This is a genomic window from Blautia sp. LMAG:36 (genome assembly GCF_008680535.1).
GTDB classification, from domain to species: domain Bacteria; phylum Bacillota; class Clostridia; order Lachnospirales; family Lachnospiraceae; genus Blautia_A; species Blautia_A fusiformis.
Window position 1 is genome coordinate 246,466 of sequence record NZ_NALB01000007.1, and the last position, 18,535, is coordinate 265,000.

Consider the following 18,535-nt stretch of genomic DNA (forward strand, 5'->3'; position numbering starts at 1 on the left):
TTGATCCGTTGTTGTTATTTTTATGCGTGACGTTTCTTTTTCTTTTTGGATTTCTTGCCCATTTTGGAAGAGTATGGGATTGTACCAAGTACGCTTAATCCAAGATATTTCTCTACGTCTTCCGGTGTCTTTACAGTATCGTTTGTCAGATATACGATGAGCACAACGGCTGCTGCCAGAAGGATACCCAGAAGTCCACCGATCACACCGTTTTTCGGTACGCTTGGGCTTGACGGCTCATCCGGGATGTTTGCTGTCTCTACCACATTTACTGCCTTGATATCCATAACCTGCTGGATATGCTTGGAAGCAATATCTCTTACTGCGTTTGCGATCTGTGCCGCTGTATAAGGATCGGTATCTGTAACTGTGATGGATACTACTCGTGTATCCGTTGGTGTATCTACGGAAAGCTTCTTAAGAAGCTCCTCATGTGTCATATCCAGTTTCAGCTGTGCGATCACACCCTCAGTAACTGTACGGCTCTTGATCAGCTCCGCATAGTCCTTGGTCAGTGATGTACTTGTCTGGATATCCTGATTGGTCAGTGTGCTGCTGTCCTGCTTGGACAGTACCACGATCTTGGTTGTGGATTCATACTTCGGTGTGATCAGAAGCATGGTTCCCATAACAGCTGCCAGGCAGAAAACAATACCGGATAAAATGATAACACCCAGCTTGCTCAGTAACAGGTGAAATACCTCACCAAGATCGATCTCTACTTCGTCGTTGTTGTTAACAGTCTGATTTTCCATTTCTTTTCTCCATTACCCTGTGATTTTCCGGGGATTTTTGATAAAGATCTTCTTTACATATTCGCTCCCCATTGTTTTTTCCATTTTGGCGACACATTTGCCGATCTCCGGGATACGCTCCGTCTTACGGTGTCCGTCAGAACCGACAAAATCCAGAAGCCCATGCTTCATGACTTTCCGTGCAAAGGTTTTTGCCCCGAATCCGTCCTGACCGCTGATGGTATCTGCGTTGACCTGGATATGTGCTCCCATATCCTTCAGCTCTGTCAAAAATCCAATATCGTTCCGGGTAGCCTTATAACGTTCCACATGAGCGATGATCGGGATAAAACCATTCATCAGAAGACTTCTGACCCGTTCTTCAATATAATTTTTCTCATCTCCGTTGCTGAATTCCACAAGCACATATCTGGAACCTGCAAGGGTAAGCCGCCGTCCCTTCTTAAGGCATTCCACCATATCCATACTGGAATGGAGTTCACAGCCCAGATAAAGTCTCATGCCTTCATCACCAATATTCATGGCTGCTCTACGCAGCTGCATGAACTGTCTTGTCACAATGTTCATATGCGGCTCAAACATATCGTACCGGAAATGTGGTGTCAGGATCACATGACGTACACCCTCCTGATACTCCTTGTTGAGCATCCAGAGTGATTCTTCCATGTTTCTTGCACCGTCATCCACCCCGGGGAGGATATGACAATGAATATCATAAAGTCCCTTCATTAAAATAACCCACTCATTTCTGTTGTCAATGTTTTTTTATTTACTGCTGCTCTCACCATAATCTCCGTAGGAACCATACTTACCGTACTTGCCGTATTTACCATACTTGCCATAGTGACCGTAATTGCCGGCCTTGCTGTAGTCCACCTTGTTCAGGATGGTTCCCAGGATCGGGCAGTTGCTCTTGGCAAGCTGATCTCTTACTTCCTGTACAAAACGGTAGCTGATGGTACCGGATTCAACGACGATTACAGATCCGTCGCAGGAATCTGCTATGATAGCACTGTCGATGATCAGTCCAAGCGGCGGTGTATCTACAATAACGTAATCATAAACATCTCTTACCACGCGGATCATATCCTTGAAGAGTCTGTTTCCGAGAAGCTCTGCCGGGTTCGGAGGTACGATACCGGAGAAGATAATATGGAACTTCGGAAGTGTAGTGGCACAGATCACGTCAGAAAGCTTGGCCTGCTTGGAAAGATAATGAGCAAGTCCCATTACCTCCTGGTCTACTGTCACACGTCCCATCAAAACGGATTTACGCAGATCGGCATCGATCAGAAGCACTGATTTGCCGCTCTCAGCAAGAGAGGCAGCAAGATTAAATGCCACACTGCTCTTTCCCTCATTAGGAGTACAGCTGGTAAGTGCGATCACTTTCTTATCTGCTCCGCAGAACTGGATATTTGTTCGCAGAGCTTTATAAGCCTCATCCATCTGGTGATCAGACTTCCAGTTGCTCAGTTTAACTTTAATCATAATTCCTTTTCACCTTTACCTTTATGTTCTATCTGATGACAGTCTTGCCCTTTGGGCATGTCTATAGGTTATTATACAATCCTATTTTCTAATACGCAAGTTCTTTATTCGACAGAAAAGTCGTTAAATATGTACAATTTGCCTAATTTTTATTATTTTTTATTTCCCGTCCCAGAAACAGGATAGATTATTTTTATTCCCTGTGTTAAAATAAACCCACGGCAATGAGTGCAGCGGTTACAGGAGGAGCCCTATTTTTTGCCAACCGTGATTGGCTGCCATAAGGAGGATATAAACATATGACAAAACAGGAATTTCAGAAACTGACCGAAGATCATGTCCTGCTGCTGGATGGTGCTACCGGCTCCAACCTGATGAAGGCCGGCATGCCGCGTGGTGTCTGCACAGAGAGCTGGGTGCTTGAGCACAAGGATGTGATCCAGTCTCTGCAGAAGGCATACATCGAGGCGGGAAGCCATATCATCTATGCGCCTACCTTCGGAGGAAACCGCATTAACCTCACTATGCACGGACTTGAGGATCAGATTGAACAGATCAATCATACCCTGGCCGGCTATTCAAAGGAGATCGCACCGGAGGGTGTTTTCGTAGCAGGTGATATCACCACCACAGGCAAGATGATGGCACCGGCCGGTGACATGACTTACGAAAAAGCCTTCGAAGTCTATCAGGAACAGATCGGCTATCTCCGTGATGCAGGTGTGGACCTGATCGTAGCGGAAACCATGATCAATATCGAGGAGACACTGGCTGCTGTAGACGCCTGCCAGAGTGTCTGCGAGCTTCCTATCATCTGTACCGTGACCGTAGAAGCAGACGGAAGTATCTTCAGCGGCGGAAATGCCATAGAGGCTGCCATGTCCCTGGAAGCTGCAGGTGCAGACGCTGTCGGCATCAACTGCTCGGTTGGCCCGGATCAGCTGGTATCGGTTATCCGCAATATCAAGGAGAACGTTTCCATTCCGGTCATTGCCAAACCCAATGCGGGAATGCCCCAGATCGATGATCTTGGAAATGCAGTTTACAGCATGACCCCTGCGGATTTTGCAGGTTATATGAAGGTGCTGGTGGACAACGGTGCTTCCGTGATCGGCGGATGCTGTGGTACCACACCGGAGTTTATTTCGGAAACCGCCCAGGTGCTTGGACTTCGATAACTTTAACCGGAACAGATATGCTTCCACGCACTGCTTCAATTTAGAACAGCAATAAGCCGTGAGTGAAAGATTCCGTCAAAAAATTCCTGAGGATCCTATGTGAGATATCAACAGATATCAACATAGAAATTCTCAGGATTTTTATTTTTCCGGATATTATTTCTCTTTTACTGCTTCTTCCGGCCGGTTTGCCTCATCCGCATAGGAGCTGCGGATCGCTTTTCGCACTGGAAGTACACAGGCAGGAACAACGGAAAGGCCGTCCACTCCCATCTGGATAAAAGCTTCTGTAAGATTGGAATCTGCTGCCAGCTCTCCGCATATGTAAACTTCACATCCTGACTTATGTCCTGCCTCTGTTACCATGCGGATCATCTTTACAAGCGCCGGATGATGATCATTGTATTTATCCTTCAAAAGAAGATTCTGCCGGTCCATAGCCAGGGTATACTGGGTCAGGTCATTGGTTCCTAGGCTCAGAAAATCCACACGTTTTCCAAGTTCTTCACTGATCATGACCGCTGCCGGTGTCTCGATCATAATTCCGGTACGGATGTTTTTGTAAGGAATGTTCTTCTCATCCAGGCCCTTTTTTACCTCACGGATCAGCTTCTCGATCTCATCCAGTTCATCCTCGGACGTGATCATCGGATACATCAGGTTGATATTTCCATAGGCACTTGCACGGTAAATAGCCCGAAGCTGCGCTTTGAACATTTTTTTGCGATCAAGGCAGAGGCGGATGCCGCGGTTTCCCATCATAGGATTGACCTCATCAGGAATTGCCATATATTCTGCCTGACGGTCTGCCCCCAGGTCCACGGTACGGATCACTGCCGGACGTTCATCCATATCCTCGGCTACTTTTTTATAGGCACGGAACAGCTCATTCTCTCTTGGATAATTCTCTCTTCCGAGATACTGGAATTCACTTCGAAGAAGGCCGATACCTGCTGCTCCGTAATAAAGAACCGTATTCAGATCATCCAGATTTCCGATGTTTGCCAGAAGCTTGATCTCCTTGCCATCGGCTGTGATATCCTTCTGGTTCCGAAGTCTCAAAAGTTCTTCCCGCTCTTCCTTATCTGCTGCATGACGGATCTCATATTCCTTAAGAAGCTCCGGCTCCGGATCGATATACAGTGTTCCTGTATACCCATCTACAATAGCCATATGGCCATCCCATTCTTTCTGTATCTCCACCTCGACCAGGGTGGGGACTTCCATGGATTTTGCCATGATCGATACATGGGAAATAACAGACCCCTGATGCATGACTACCGCCAGAAGACTGGCTTTGTTCATCTCCAGAAGTTCATTGGGGGAAAGCTGCTCTGCTGCAAGGATCACCGGCTCATCTCCCAGATTGATCCGTGCATGGGAGCCACCCATGGCGCCGATCAGCAGCTCGGAAATCTCCCTGATATTTTCGATCTGTTCTTTGACAGCCTCGTCCTCCAGCTTGCGGAACACATTTGCAAGCTCATCCCTGGTTGTCTGGACTGCGTAAGCTGCACTGACCTTTTCTGTCGTGATCATGCTTTCCACGGCCCGCTGGAAGCTTCCGCCACTTAAGAGCTTCAGCTGACGTTTCAAGGTCAGCTCCTGCTCTTTGGGGAGGGGTGCTCCGTTTTTATACATATGCTGGATCTGGTTCTTTACCGCTGTTCTTGCATTATCCAGACGATCCAGCTCCTTTTTTACATTGTCTACCATGGACTGACGGATCTGATATTCGCCTCTGTGGTAATACAGTATTTTTCCAATGGCTATTCCGGAAAAAGCGGATGTGCCTTTGTATATCTCCACCTGAAAAACCCCCTTACTGGTCCGTCTGCTTAATCGCAGGCAGCTTTAAACTCTGTCCAGATCTTATTGTATTCCTGCTCTGCTTCCTGGCTTACATTCTGTACGATCTCACCCTTTGTCACGCTGTCCGGAACAACCAGGCTCTCGTCTACCAGATCATCTGCTGCCTTGTTTGTATTGTAGTATCCGATATAGTTGATGCACTGTGCAGATACTTCCGGCTCCAGGATATAATTGATAAATTCATTGGCAGCCTTCGCATTCGGTGCTTCACTTGGCACAAACATTCCCATAATACCAAATCCAAGACCTTCCTCCGGATAAACCACCTTAAGATCCGGATTATCCTTCAGCGCCTGTGTTACCTGTGATGTATAAAGAAATGCCACACTTGCCTCTCCGTTGAGAAGGGCATTCTGTGTATTGTCATCCTGGATCATACGAATGTTCGGTGCCAGCTCTTTCAGCTTCTCACCTGTCTTGTCGATCACGGCTACATCTTCTTCGTTCATGCTCTCTCCCATGGAAAGCTGTGTGATGCCACAGATCACGCGGTAATTACCTACGATGGCAATGCTGTCCTCCAGAGACTTATCCCAGAGATCCTTGTATCCTTTAATGTCGATATCTACCTGCTCCGGATCATAAACGATCAGTGGGATTCCTGCTCCGTAAGGTACTGTATATTCGTCATCCGGATCATAAAACTGTCCCTGATAAAGGGGGTTGATGTTCTTAAAATTGGAAACGGTATCCTTGTCGATCTTCTGGACAAGTCCCTCTTTTACCGCGCTGTCGATAATGTAATCATCTGCAATTACCACATCGTAATCGCCGCCCTTTGCCTGGGAAAGCTTCTCAAGCATGGTCTCATCGGTATCAAAATTGGAATATACCACCTTGGTCCCTGTTTCTTTTTCAAAATCATCCAGCACTTCCTGCGGAAACATTCCGTCCCATGTATAAAGTACCAGTTCATCCTTATCCTTTGCACTGACACTGACACCTGTTATCATAGATGTTCCAAGTACCGCACATAACATGATCGCTGCTGCTTTTTTTGATTTCATAGAACCTCCTTCATGTCTCTCTCTGACGTCTTGTTATTTTGCTTTTACCTTTGTCCAAAGCTCTGCGAATTTCTGCTTGATCTTTGGCTTCTGGTATCCGAAGATCTCATTCTTTGGATTGTCGATCTGCGGAATATAGGAAGAAATTCCCTCATAAGTTCCGTTCTTCATCTCCTCGAATGCACTCTTTACAGTAGAAGTATATCCTACTTCTTCGGTATTGGAAAGAGCATTTTCATCATCCAGCATAAAATTGATGAACTCATGAGCCAGATCTACTTCATTACAGTCCTTGGTGATAACCATGGCATCATACCAGGTATTGGTTCCCTGCTGCGGAGTATAATATCCAAGCTCCGGATTTTCGCTGATGATATAGGAAGCATCTCCGGAATAAACAACCGCCATTGCCTTGTTTCCTGAGATCATGTTGTCGATCACATCATCACCTGCATAGATTGGATCCATGGTATCTCTCTGCCGGATCAGCCACTCATAAGCCTGCTGGATCTCATCAAGATTTTTTGTGTTCATGGAATACCCCAGCGCTTTCAGGGCGATCATAAAGGAATCCCTTTCGGAATCATACATATAAAGATCTCCCTTATATTTTTCATCGCAGAGAATATTCCAGCCCTCTTTGTCAAGATCCTCCTGAGAGACTACATTCTTATTATAAAGGATTCCTACAGTTCCCCAGAAATACGGACAGGAATAACGATTTCCCGGATCATAGTCCTTATTCTGTACCTCGGGAAGAAGATTTTTGCTGTTTGGAATCTTTTTCCAGTCAAGGGCCTGAAGATATTCCTCCTTGATCAGTCTTTCGATCATATAATCTGACGGAACCAGAACATCGTAGGTTTCACCACTGGCCAGCTTGGTGTACATCATCTCATTGGACTCAAAGGTTTCATATACAACAGTACAGTTATACTGCTTCTCAAATTTGTCCAGAAGACTCAGGTCCATATATTCTCCGGCATTATATACACGAAGCACGTGGTTTCCCTGGCTTACGAGCGTCCACTTTCCCAATACCAGAACAACCGCAGCAGCTGTGATAACCGCAACGATCCTTCTTTTTTTCGGATCCATTTTTTTCACGGTGGAGGCCTGAAGCTTCGGCATGATCAGATTTGCAAAAAGAAGCACCAGTACAATGACCACGATCACAATAGTAGAAAGGGCGTTGATGGTGGGATTGATGCGCTTTGTCATATTATATACAACAATGGATATATTTTTTACTCCGTTTCCGGAAACAAAGTAGGAAATTACGAAATCGTCAAAGGACATGGTAAAGGCCAGGAGCGCTCCCGCAAAAATCCCTTCTTTGATCATGGGCACGATAACCTTGGTAAGTGCCTGATATGGCGTTGCACCAAGATCCATGGCTGCATTGGCAAGGTTCGGATCCAGGCTTCGTACCTTCGGATATACACTGGTGATCACATAGGGCGTACAGAATGCGATATGTGCCAGCAGCATGGTCAAATAGCCTTTCGTCATTCCCAGCGAAGAAAACAGCAGCATCAGACCAATCGCGGTTACGATCTCCGGATTCAGAATTGGAAAGTTATTGATGGTAAGGACCATCTCCTTCAGCACCTTTCTGGATTTTGAAAGTCCGATGGCTGTGATGGTTCCCAGCACTGTGGAAATAACAGTTGCCAGAATTGCCACTGTGACCGAAACATAAACTGCCTTACTGATCTCCATGTTGTTTATCAGCTCTCCGTACCAGCGCAGGGAAAATCCTGTAAATCTGGTCAGGGACTTGGATGAGTTAAAGGAAAAGATCATGGTCACAAGGATCGGCAGGTAGAAAAATGCCAGACACAGCACTACATATAATTTTGAAAATATGGTATTTTTTCTTTTCATCTCCTGCCTCCTTTAATCGTCCTGAGTATCCATCTTCTTCATCAGGCTCATAAAGATCAGGATGATCACTGCCAGGATCAGAGAGATGGCACTTCCGAAGTTCCAGTCACCTACAGAAATAAACTGTGACTCGATGAGATTACCGATCAGCATGTACTGGCCGCCGCCGAGAAGCTTCGGAATAACGAAGGTTGATATGGACAGAAGAAATACCATCATGATACCATTGACCACACCTGGCATGGAAAGCTTCCAGGTGATCCTCCAGAAGGTCTGGAAGGGATTGGCACCAAGGTCGTTGGCCGCTTCGATCAGTGACTTGTCCATTTTACTTAAGGATGTATGGATTGGAATGATCATAAAGGGCATAAAGTTACAAACAAGGCCCACGATAACGGAAAAATCTGTATACATCATGGTGATCTGTGAGATTCCCAGCATTTTCAGAAGGTTGTTCACCAGACCATTGTCAGAAAGAATGTTCATCCATGCATAGGTACGGAGAAGCATGTTGATCCACATAGGAATGGTGACCATAAGGATCAGAAAGCTCTGCACCTTTTCGGAATATTTGGAGATAATGTATGCCAGCGGATATCCGCAGACCAGGCAGATCAGTGTGGTCAGGATACCCAGGCGGAAGGATTTCAGGATAACACTTAAATATGTAGCTTCCAGAAATTTTGCAAAATTCGCCCATGTAAAATGCAGGGTCAGAACTTCATTTCCATCTGAGGTAAATGCATAAAGCACGATCAGGATCAATGGTACCACGATCAGGATCGAAGCCCAGATGATATACGGCTTGATCAGATGCTTGAACTGTTTCATTAGTATCCTCCCATTCTGCACATAACATGGATATCCTCAGGACCAAACTTCAGTCCCACTTCACGTCCCACTTCTGCATAATCGGTAGTGTGCACCATGTATGTGCGAAGCTCCGTCTCGACCAGGATCTCATAATGCACGCCCTTGAACGTAATGTTCCGTACAGTTCCTCTGATCTTGGCCTGATCCGGTTCCACAATATCCAGATCCTCCGGGCGGAGAACAACCTCAATGGCTTCGTTGTCCTCAAATCCCTTATCTACACATTCAAAACGAAAGCCATCAAACTCCACAAGGAAATCCCTGATCATTGTTCCTTCTATAATATTGGACTCTCCGATAAAACCGGCAACAAAACGGTTCTCCGGCTCATTATAGATATCTGTCGGGCTGCCAATCTGCTGGATCTCACCGTTGTTCATGACTACTACCGTATCAGACATGGAAAGTGCCTCCTCCTGGTCATGAGTAACATAGATAAAGGTGATCCCTACCTCTCTCTGGATCTTTTTCAGCTCGATCTGCATCTGCTTACGGATCTTGGCATCCAGTGCGCCGAGTGGCTCATCCAGCAGAAGAACCTTCGGCTCATTGACAAGAGCTCTGGCAATGGCAACTCGCTGCTGCTGTCCACCGGAAAGAAGTGTAACATCTCTTTTTTCGAAGCCTTCCAGCCCTACCATTTTCAGCATTCTTTTTACCTTCTGCTCAATAACAGATTTATCTACCTTTTTCAGATTCAGGCCGAAACCGATATTGTCCATAACATTGAGATGCGGAAACAATGCATATTTCTGGAATACCGTGTTGATCTCTCTTTTATATGGAGGCAGCTTGGAGATCTCAATTCCGTTAAACAGTACCTCTCCGCCGCTTGGCTCCTCAAAGCCGGCGATGATCCTTAAGGTTGTTGTCTTTCCACAGCCGCTGGGTCCCAGAAGCGTAAGGAATTCGTTTTCGTGAATGTCCAGATTAATGCCCCGGAGCACCTGCTGGTCATCAAAGTTTTTTGTGAGATTTTTTAACTCGATCAGTTTATTGCTCATCTTTTATATTCCCCTTCCCGCGTTTTCCTGCGATCAGATATACTGCCAGTACCAGAAGGATCACTCCCAGCATTATGGTACAAAGTGCATTGATCTCCGGCGTAACGCCTGTTTTCATCTGTGTGTAAACTTTTATCGGCAGCGTGGATACACGTGGCCCGGTTACAAAAATACTGATCACCACATCGTCCATGGACATGGCAAAGGCCAGCAGAGAGCCGGATATAACAGCCGGCATGATCAGCGGCAGGGTAATGTCCCAGAAGGCCCGAAAGGAACCGGCACCAAGATCTCTGGCTGCCTCTTCCAGGGACGGATCCATTCCCACAAGCCTTGCTTTTACCTCCATCAAAATATAGGGCACGCAGAAAACCGTGTGTCCGATCAGAAGTGTCAGCATTCCAAATGGCAGGTTCAGCATATAGAAAAATGCCATCAGTACCATTCCCAGAATGATCTCCGGGATCATCAGAGGCAGAATGGAAATATACTCCATCACCCCTTTTGTTTTCCAGTGGATCCTGGAAAGTCCTACAGCCCCCAGCGTTCCGATCACTGCAGATACCCCACAGCTGGACACCGCCAGGATCAAACTGTTTTTCAATGCCTGGATCAGATCCCTGTCCTGAAACAGTTCCTGATACCATTTCAGGGAAAAACCGGTAAAGCGCACCGGAAGTCTTGCTTCATTAAACGAAAATACCACTACCACACCAATGGGCAGATACATAAGGAAAAACAGGATTCCCAGGTACAGTCCTGAAAGCTTTGAGTTCTTTTTCATCCGATTCCCTCCAGTTCCTTCACATTGGTAAGCTTCCGATATAATACGATCATCAGAGTTGTCAGTATCATCAGTACCACAGCCAGTGCTGCGGCAAAGGGCCAGTTATTGCCTCTTGTCATCTGCTCCTGGATCAGACTTCCCACAAGTACGATCTTGTTTCCGCCCAGGATATCCGCAATAAAAAACAGACCCATAGATGGAATAAAGGTAAGTATCACTCCGGAAAGAAGTCCCGGCAAAGTCAGCTTAAAGGTGACGCTCCAGAAGGCCTTCCATCTGCTGGCTCCAAGGTCTCTGGCAGCTTCCACAAGGGACCAGTCCAGCTTTTCCGCACTGGAATATACGGACAGTGCCATAAACGGCAGCAATACATAGATCATACCGATCACGATCGCAGGATAGCTGTACAGGATTTTTAAGGGCTCCTGGATGATGCCAAGCTTCATCAGCAGATAATTCAGAAGGCCCTTTTTCTGGAGAATGATGATCCAGCCATAAAGACGGATCAGGGAATTCACCCAGAAAGGCAGCATCAGGAAAAGCATGGCCAGCTTCTTTTTGCCCTCGGAAAGCTTTGCCATAAAGTATCCGAAGGGGTAGCCCACCAGACAGATGATCAAAGTGCTGGTGAGCGCAAGGCGGAAGGATCCCGTAAAGGTCTGCAGGTATACAGGCTCCAGGATCTGCTTGTAATTATCCAGAGTAAATTTCCAGTTCACGCCGTAGCCGCCGTCTGCTGTGGAAAAGCTCAGTGCAACTACATACAGAAGAGGCAGAGCAACGAAGATCAGTGTAAAAAGATACAGCGGCAGGATCATCCATACGGAGCCTGCTCTGTGCTTACGCATGGGTACCTCCTGCACAGGGACCTGACTGATCCGGCAATACTTCTTCTGATCTTTCTTCCCGATCTACCAGCACTGCATCTGTAGGAAGAAAACAGCAGCGCACCTTTTCTCCTACACTGACATTTGTATCAATGCCGTAACGGCTTGCCACGATTTCCTGACCTTCCGAAGTTTTCAAAACAACACGGAGCTGGCCGCCGGCGAAGGTTTTTTCAATGACTTCGGCGGTTAAGCCATCGCAGCTGTCATCTGCGTTTTTTTCTGCGGGCTCCTGTACACTCTTTTGTGTGTTTTCTGATGTGCAATTTGGCGTGCTTTGTTGTGCATTTTTTTTATTTTCTTCAAACCGGATATTTTCGCTTCTTACTGCGATGGTAACCTTTTCTCCTTTTTGTGGGAAATATCCTCTGTCAGATGTAGCTGCGGTGTCCATTGATACTTTTACTTTTCCGGCATCAGTTCTTACGGTGATCTGAGCGGAAGTACCGTCAATCTCCTCTTCCGCAATGCTTTCCACAATACCGGTCAGGATATTGGCATTTCCAACAAAGGTTGCCACATAGCTGGTCTTCGGATGATTATAGATCTCATCCGGCGTCCCGATCTGCTCAAAGCGTCCGTGGTTCATCACAGCGATCGTATCAGACATGTTGATGGCTTCTTCCTGATCGTGAGTGATATAGATAAAGGTGATCCCCAGCTTCTTCTGCAGGCGCTTCAGTTCGTGCTGCATGGCACGCCTCAGCTGCAGATCCAGTGCACCAAGGGGTTCGTCCAGAAGAAGTACCTCCGGATTGTTCACAAGTGCTCTGGCTATGGCCACACGCTGGCGCTGACCGCCGGAAAGCTCTGACGGCTTACGCCTCTCAAAGCCCGGAAGCTGGACAAGATCCAGCATTTCTTTGACTCTTCTGCTGATCTCCGCTTTCGATGTTTTTTTCAATTTCAGCCCATATCCAATGTTATCTGCTACATTCATATGGGGAAAAAGTGCATAATTCTGGAACACTGTGTTCACATTGCGCTGATTCGGTTCCAAGGATGTCACATCCTTTCCATCTAGAAAAACCTGGCCGGAATCTGGCTGTTCCAGGCCTGCAATGATCCGCAGTGTGGTGGTTTTTCCACAGCCGGAAGACCCCAGCAGAGTGACAAATTCTCCTTTTTTTGCTGTAAGACAGATGCTTTCCAGGACGTCCTCACCTTCCTGGAAGCTCTTTTTTATGTTTTTCAGTTCTAATGAAATTTCGGACATTTAGTTCTCCTTCTGTTTGCTATGATATCCGCACCCTGCATGGGACTTTCCTGATATAAGATTGCTTATTGTACTCTCGCAGGGGATTCTCCTGATCCAAGATTGCTTATTATACCCCACGTGGGACTTTCCTGATTCAAGATTGCTTATTGTACCCCATGGGATTTCCTGATTCAAGATTGCTTATTGTACCCTCATAGGACTTCTCTGATTCGGTTAACTACTCATTTTCATGAAAATTATCTCGTATATACTGACAATAAGTTTCTTTATTAAATACAGGTTTAAATTCCCGACAGATTTTTTTTGCTTCTTTTGCCTGATCACAAAGAAGACGATACGTAGTCAGTGCCAGAAGCTTGGCCGGTTTGATATATGCCAGTTCTTCATCCATGATCTTAAAATCTGCTCCGTGAAGTTTTCCCGCAAATCCTCCAAATGTAAAATTCAGCACTGGAAACAGATGGGTCAGGTCTCCTACGTCGGTACAGGCGTTGTTAAAATCTGCCGGCTTTGAACATCGGTATGAAGCATCCAGAAGCTTTACGGATTCTTCCATCACTTTATCCGCACCTCTGTGCAGGATCGGCATATATCCCTGAAGCGGTTCTCTTTCGATCGTACCACCGAATGCATAGGCAGCTCCGTCATAGGCACGGTCCATTTTTTCCTGTGTTGCCCGGATCGCATCCAGAGACGCTGCACGGACTTTTGTTTCGATCACCGCTTCGTCCGGAACTGCATTGATCACATCCCCGGCTTTTCGGATCACGTTGTGAAGACGCACATGGTCTTCCTCCCGGAACGTTTCCCGCATCAGTCCCATCATCTGGATGGCACTGGAAGTAATACTTAATGCATTGACACCATCCCATGGATCAATGGCTGCATGTGCGGCTTTTCCTCTTACTGTCACTCGTTCTGCGGAAAATCCATTGCAGGCCGCATTCCCCAGGTAGAAGTCTTCCTCCACCTGCATCATGTGCACATGTGTTGTCATAATAATATCAGAATGGTCAAATTCTCCAAGACGGATCAGCTCGCTTTTTCCGGATGCCGGGAAGCCGATTCCCTCTTTCCGAAGCCGTGCACGTTTATCTGCATCAATGTATTCTTCCGCCGGAACGGCAAAAAAAGATACGGACCCAGACAGAGAGGCTTGAACCTCCTCATTGGTCAGTGCCAATGCTGCGCCGATCATGGCTGCAATCTGTGCGTGGTGTCCGCATGCATGTGCTGTCCCGTTGGCGGGATCAGCCATCGGATGCGACTTACATCCGATGGCGTCAAGTTCTCCGATAATAGTAACGTTCGGTCCGTCCTGTTCCATCCACTCAGCGCGAACCCCTGTGCGTGCAAGTCCTCCATGCACACGAAGTCCCAGGCCACGCAAAAAAGCCGCAACATGTGCGGCTGTTCTCTCCTCATAAAATCCCGGCTCCGGATGGCTCTGGATATCCTTCGCAAAGGCTATGATCTCATCTCTGTGTTCATCTATAGTCTGAATGATCTTTTCTTCAATATGATTCATGTCTTATAACCTCCATTTTCCGCAGGTTAAGCTATATGATATCATAAAACAGTTGATTTGGAAATAGATATTTTCTGGAGATATTTCGCCACTCCGTCGTTTTCATTGGAGCTGATGATCCCGGTTGCCACAACTTTCAGTTCATTCACTGCATTTTCCACTGCATAAGCTTCATCCGCAATTTCAAACATATCAATATCGTTTTTTCCATCACCAAATACAACTAACCTGTCACATGCCAATTTTTGTTTTAACTGCAAAGCCGCCTGCGCTTTGGATGCTTTTTGCGGCATGATCTCCAGCCACTGCTCTCCTGTGTAGATGTCCTTCTGATAAACAACATGATATTTATTTTTATATTTATGATAAAATGGTTCAAGCTTCTCCGGCTTATCAATGCAGGTAATATAAAAAAGATCTCCATACATCAGTTCAGATTCTGTAGTTACAATATTCGTGCGTTTGTCGCCCTTCCGGCTGTTTAAAAATGTCTGCATTCCACTTGTTGCCTTTGCCGCTATATAAGAAAACTTTTCAACATTATCCTGATATGAATATATGATCGGATATATTTCGTGTGCAAAAAGATCCCTCAATACCTCATATATATCCTCTTCAAAATAATTGGCAATGAGAATTTCCTCTGTTATATTATCTTTCACAAATGCCCCATTGTATATAATAAGAGGAAAGTGTGTGTTAAGGCCTTCTGTTACTTTTTTTGCCGTATTTAAGGAACGAGCTGTTGCATAGGAAAATAACATGCCTGAAGAAGTTAAAGCATTGATTGTTTTTATTGTATATGAAGATAAAGTTTCATTTTTTCGTAAAAGAGTTCCGTCGAGATCTGATACATATAGTGTTTTCATAAATAAATCCTTTCGTTTTACTATGGACTGTAGATAGGGAAACTTTTTTCAGTTGACAGGGAAATTGATGATAAAATATTTCTTTATTATAGCACAAAAAAAGTGGCTGTTTAAGCCACTTTTTACGATTGTATATTCAAAACTACATACATGTTCTGTTGATGATCGTTAATCTTTTTTGAATCAATTCTTAACCTGCGTTTCTTGGTCAAGCCCTCACCCGATTAGTAACAGTCAGCTCCATGTGTTACCACACTTCCACCTCTGCCCTATCTACCTCGTCGTCTTCAAGGGGGTTTACTTCACTAAGAATGGGATATCTCATCTTGAGGGGGGCTTCACGCTTAGATGCCTTCAGCGTTTATCCCTTCCGGACTTGGCTACCCGGCCATGGCTTTGGCAAGCCAACCGGTCCACCAGCGGTCCGTCCATCCCGGTCCTCTCGTACTAAGGACAGCTCCTCTCAGATATCCTGCGCCCACGCCGGATAGGGACCGAACTGTCTCACGACGTTCTGAACCCAGCTCGCGTACCGCTTTAATGGGCGAACAGCCCAACCCTTGGGACCTACTACAGCCCCAGGATGCGATGAGCCGACATCGAGGTGCCAAACCACTCCGTCGATGTGAACTCTTGGGAGTGATAAGCCTGTTATCCCCAGGGTAGCTTTTATCCGTTGAGCGATGGCATTCCCACTTAATACCACCGGATCACTAAGCCCTACTTTCGTACCTGCTCCACCCGTCGGTGTCGCAGTCAAGCTCCCTTCTGCCTTTGCACTCTTCGAATGGTTTCCGTCCATTCTGAGGGAACCTTTGGGCGCCTCCGATACCCTTTCGGAGGCGACCGCCCCAGTCAAACTCCCCGCCTGGCATTGTCCCACCGCCGGTTCACGGCGGCTGGTTAGAAGCCCAATATCACAAGGGTGGTATCCCAACAGCGGCTCCGCGGCAACTGACGTTACCGTTTCTCAGCCTCCCACCTATCCTGTACATGCAACACCGGACCCCAGTGCCAAACTGGAGTAAAGCTCCATGGGGTCTTTCCGTCCTGGCGCGGGTAGCCAGCATCTTCACTGGCACTTCAATTTCACCGGATGTATTGCCGAGACAGCGCTCAAATCATTACGCCTTTCGTGCGGGTCGGAACTTACCCGACAAGGAATTTCGCTACCTTAGGACCGTTATAGTTACGGCCGCCGTTTACTGGGGCTTAAATTCAAAGCTTCGCATTGCTGCTAACCTCTCCTCTTAACCTTCCAGCACCGGGCAGGCGTCAGCCCATATACCTCACCTTTCGGTTTCGCATAGACCTGTGTTTTTGCTAAACAGTTGCTTGAGCCTATTCTCTGCGGCCTGCTCTCGCAGGCACCCCTTCTCCCTAAGTTACGGGGCCATTTTGCCGAGTTCCTTGGCAATACTTCTTCCGCCGGCCTTAGGATTCTCTCCTCATCCACCTGTGTCGGTTTACGGTACGGGTACAATATGAACGATAGCGGCTTTTCTTGACGCATGGCTCACGGGCTTCGCTACTAATCTTCGCTCCACATCACGTCTTCCCATTGCATGGCGGATTTTCCTACCATACTGGTACCTCGCTTGTACCGGGCTTTCCATTCCCGGCTCCCGCTCTCCTTACGTGTCCCCACAGTTCTGTCATACTGCAGTACAGGAATATCAACCTGTTGTCCATCGGCTACGGCTCTCGCCCTCACCTTAGGTCCCGACTCACCCAGGGCAGATCAGCTTTACCCTGGAAACCTTGGATATTCGGCCTAGAGGATTCCCACCTCTATCTCGCTACTCATTCCGGCATTCTCTCTTCCATGCAGTCCACAGCTCCTTTCGGTACTGCTTCTTCCCGCATGCAATGCTCCTCTACCAATCTATTACTAGATTCCTTAGTTTCGGTGGCGCGTTTCAGCCCCGGACATTTTCGGCGCAGGACCTCTCGACCAGTGAGCTATTACGCACTCTTTGAATGTATGGCTGCTTCTGAGCCAACATCCTGGTTGTCTTCGAAATCCCACATCCTTTTCCACTTAACGCGCACTTTGGGACCTTAACTGTAGGTCTGGGCTCTTTCCCTTTTGACCGCCCAACTTATCTCGTGCAGTCTGACTCCCGGTGATATCTACACGGCATTCGGAGTTTGATATTCTTCGGTAGGCTTTGACGCCCCCTAGGAAATTCAGTGCTCTACCTCCGCAAGACTCACACCGAGGCTAGCCCTAAAGCTATTTCGAGGAGAACCAGCTATCTCCGGGTTCGATTGGAATTTCTCCCCTATCCACACCTCATCCCCACCCTTTTCAACGGATGTGGGTTCGGTCCTCCACTACCTCTTACGGCAGCTTCAACCTGGACATGGATAGATCACCCGGTTTCGGGTCTACTCCTACTGACTCTGGCCCTATTAAGACTTGGTTTCCCTACGGCTCCACACCTGAAGTGCTTAACCTTGCCAGTAAGCGTAACTCGCCGGACCGTTCTACAAAAAGTACGCGGTCGTACATATAAAGTACTTCCACAGCTTGTAGACACAGGGTTTCAGGTTCTCTTTCACTCCCCTCCCGGGGTCCTTTTCACCTTTCCTTCACAGTACTATACGCTATCGGTCACTAAGTAGTATTTAGCCTTAGGGGGTGGTCCCCCTTACTTCCCACAAGGTTCCTCGTGTCTCGTGGTACTCCGGATCCTGCTCAGTCAGCTCTGCTTTCACGTACGGGGCTTTCACCCTCTCCGGCCGGCTTTCCCAAAACCGTTCTGTTAACTTCGCTGAATCTTAAATGCAGTCCATGACCCCGGCATGCACGCACACCGGTTTAGGCTCCTCCGCGTTCGCTCGCCGCTACTTACGGAATCGATGTTTCTTTCTTTTCCTCCGGGTACTTAGATGTTTCAGTTCCCCGGGTTCCCTTCCATACGTTATGGATTGGCGTATGGATGCATGAGGTCTGCTCATGCGGGTTTCCCCATTCAGAAATCTCCGGATCACGGGATATTTGCTCCTCCCCGAAGCTTTTCGCAGCTTATCACGTCTTTCATCGGCTCTTAGTGCCAAGGCATCCGCCCTGTGCCCTTATTGCTTGACCTTTCGCTTCATCACCCTAGCGTAGGTGATGCGGTCTCTTGATTCTCGTGTTACTACCAGTAAGTGCTTCCTTCTCACGAAGTTT

14 protein-coding genes and 1 rRNA gene are annotated in these 18,535 nt (G+C 47.0%); 1 reads left to right on the forward strand and 14 read right to left on the reverse strand.

From position 1 onward, the window contains the following. Positions 1-20 precede the first annotated feature (20 nt). Genes CCC17_RS10635 through CCC17_RS10645 form a run of 3 tightly spaced genes read right to left on the reverse strand, consistent with a single transcriptional unit; the run spans position 21 to position 2,246 of the window. Positions 21-755, reverse strand: coding sequence for a YveK family protein (locus CCC17_RS10635; protein ID WP_015525688.1), 735 nt, complete (start codon positions 753-755; stop codon positions 21-23). Positions 756-767: 12 nt separating this feature from the next. Continuing rightward, positions 768-1,484: a CpsB/CapC family capsule biosynthesis tyrosine phosphatase gene (locus tag CCC17_RS10640; RefSeq protein WP_015525687.1), complete on the reverse strand. Its 717-nt coding sequence runs from the start codon at positions 1,482-1,484 to the stop codon at positions 768-770. 36 nt (positions 1,485-1,520) lie between these two features. Then, positions 1,521-2,246 (reverse strand): polysaccharide biosynthesis tyrosine autokinase, encoded by a 726-nt coding sequence (locus tag CCC17_RS10645; RefSeq protein WP_015525686.1) that lies wholly within the window; start codon positions 2,244-2,246, stop codon positions 1,521-1,523. 299 nt (positions 2,247-2,545) lie between these two features. Here CCC17_RS10645 and CCC17_RS10650 point away from each other — a divergent pair, with 299 nt between their 5' ends. Continuing rightward, entirely contained in the window at positions 2,546-3,424 is an 879-nt protein-coding gene (locus CCC17_RS10650; RefSeq protein ID WP_022426289.1) for a homocysteine S-methyltransferase family protein, read from the forward strand. 156 nt (positions 3,425-3,580) lie between these two features. Here CCC17_RS10650 and ptsP read toward each other — a convergent pair whose 3' ends face one another. The 11 genes from ptsP to CCC17_RS10705 form a co-directional block, all read right to left on the reverse strand. After that, positions 3,581-5,233 carry a phosphoenolpyruvate--protein phosphotransferase gene (gene ptsP / locus CCC17_RS10655; RefSeq protein WP_022426290.1) on the reverse strand — a complete coding sequence of 551 codons (1,653 nt, stop codon included), beginning with the start codon at positions 5,231-5,233 and terminating at the stop codon, positions 3,581-3,583. A 29-nt stretch (positions 5,234-5,262) separates the two neighbouring features. Further along, the gene (locus CCC17_RS10660) at positions 5,263-6,303 is read right to left on the reverse strand and encodes a polyamine ABC transporter substrate-binding protein (RefSeq protein WP_015525684.1); all 1,041 of its coding nucleotides are present in this window, start codon (positions 6,301-6,303) and stop codon (positions 5,263-5,265) included. Between the two features lie 33 nt (positions 6,304-6,336). After that, on the reverse strand, positions 6,337-8,190 hold the full coding sequence (locus CCC17_RS10665; protein ID WP_059086331.1) for an extracellular solute-binding protein: 1,854 nt from the start codon (positions 8,188-8,190) through the stop codon (positions 6,337-6,339). 12 nt (positions 8,191-8,202) lie between these two features. Beyond that, positions 8,203-9,021: an ABC transporter permease gene (locus CCC17_RS10670; RefSeq protein WP_118752474.1), complete on the reverse strand. Its 819-nt coding sequence runs from the start codon at positions 9,019-9,021 to the stop codon at positions 8,203-8,205. Continuing rightward, the gene (gene potA / locus CCC17_RS10675) at positions 9,021-10,067 is read right to left on the reverse strand and encodes a spermidine/putrescine ABC transporter ATP-binding protein (RefSeq protein WP_015525681.1); all 1,047 of its coding nucleotides are present in this window, start codon (positions 10,065-10,067) and stop codon (positions 9,021-9,023) included. The genes CCC17_RS10670 and potA overlap by 1 nt, the downstream gene beginning before the upstream one ends. After that, the gene (locus tag CCC17_RS10680; protein ID WP_022426292.1) at positions 10,057-10,851 is read right to left on the reverse strand and encodes an ABC transporter permease; all 795 of its coding nucleotides are present in this window, start codon (positions 10,849-10,851) and stop codon (positions 10,057-10,059) included. The genes potA and CCC17_RS10680 overlap by 11 nt, the downstream gene beginning before the upstream one ends. Further along, on the reverse strand, positions 10,848-11,702 hold the full coding sequence (locus CCC17_RS10685) for an ABC transporter permease (protein ID WP_015525679.1): 855 nt from the start codon (positions 11,700-11,702) through the stop codon (positions 10,848-10,850). Before CCC17_RS10685 ends, CCC17_RS10680 begins: the two co-directional genes overlap by 4 nt. Beyond that, positions 11,695-12,957, reverse strand: a complete 1,263-nt coding sequence (locus CCC17_RS10690) for an ABC transporter ATP-binding protein (RefSeq protein WP_287083070.1) — start codon at positions 12,955-12,957, stop codon at positions 11,695-11,697. Before CCC17_RS10690 ends, CCC17_RS10685 begins: the two co-directional genes overlap by 8 nt. Positions 12,958-13,177: 220 nt before the next feature. After that, on the reverse strand, positions 13,178-14,488 hold the full coding sequence (locus CCC17_RS10695; RefSeq protein ID WP_287083071.1) for an amidohydrolase: 1,311 nt from the start codon (positions 14,486-14,488) through the stop codon (positions 13,178-13,180). Between the two features lie 41 nt (positions 14,489-14,529). Beyond that, the gene (locus tag CCC17_RS10700; RefSeq protein ID WP_287083073.1) at positions 14,530-15,357 is read right to left on the reverse strand and encodes an HAD family hydrolase; all 828 of its coding nucleotides are present in this window, start codon (positions 15,355-15,357) and stop codon (positions 14,530-14,532) included. 204 nt (positions 15,358-15,561) lie between these two features. Next, positions 15,562-18,451: ribosomal RNA gene (locus CCC17_RS10705) — 23S ribosomal RNA — on the reverse strand. Between the last annotated feature and the right edge of the window lie 84 nt (positions 18,452-18,535).

Bases quoted from the DNA above. Each gene is read 5' to 3' on its own strand.
- CCC17_RS10635 (WP_015525688.1), bottom strand. From the start codon at position 755: ATGGAAAATCAGACTGTTAACAACAACGACGAAGTAGAGATCGATCTT.
- CCC17_RS10640 (WP_015525687.1), bottom strand. From the start codon at position 1,484: ATGAAGGGACTTTATGATATTCATTGTCATATCCTCCCCGGGGTGGAT.
- CCC17_RS10645 (WP_015525686.1), bottom strand. From the start codon at position 2,246: ATGATTAAAGTTAAACTGAGCAACTGGAAGTCTGATCACCAGATGGAT.
- CCC17_RS10650 (WP_022426289.1), top strand. From the start codon at position 2,546: ATGACAAAACAGGAATTTCAGAAACTGACCGAAGATCATGTCCTGCTG.
- CCC17_RS10660 (WP_015525684.1), bottom strand. From the start codon at position 6,303: ATGAAATCAAAAAAAGCAGCAGCGATCATGTTATGTGCGGTACTTGGA.
- CCC17_RS10665 (WP_059086331.1), bottom strand. From the start codon at position 8,190: ATGAAAAGAAAAAATACCATATTTTCAAAATTATATGTAGTGCTGTGT.
- CCC17_RS10670 (WP_118752474.1), bottom strand. From the start codon at position 9,021: ATGAAACAGTTCAAGCATCTGATCAAGCCGTATATCATCTGGGCTTCG.
- potA (WP_015525681.1), bottom strand. From the start codon at position 10,067: ATGAGCAATAAACTGATCGAGTTAAAAAATCTCACAAAAAACTTTGAT.
- CCC17_RS10680 (WP_022426292.1), bottom strand. From the start codon at position 10,851: ATGAAAAAGAACTCAAAGCTTTCAGGACTGTACCTGGGAATCCTGTTT.
- CCC17_RS10685 (WP_015525679.1), bottom strand. From the start codon at position 11,702: ATGCGTAAGCACAGAGCAGGCTCCGTATGGATGATCCTGCCGCTGTAT.
- CCC17_RS10690 (WP_287083070.1), bottom strand. From the start codon at position 12,957: ATGTCCGAAATTTCATTAGAACTGAAAAACATAAAAAAGAGCTTCCAG.
- CCC17_RS10695 (WP_287083071.1), bottom strand. From the start codon at position 14,488: ATGAATCATATTGAAGAAAAGATCATTCAGACTATAGATGAACACAGA.
- CCC17_RS10700 (WP_287083073.1), bottom strand. From the start codon at position 15,357: ATGAAAACACTATATGTATCAGATCTCGACGGAACTCTTTTACGAAAA.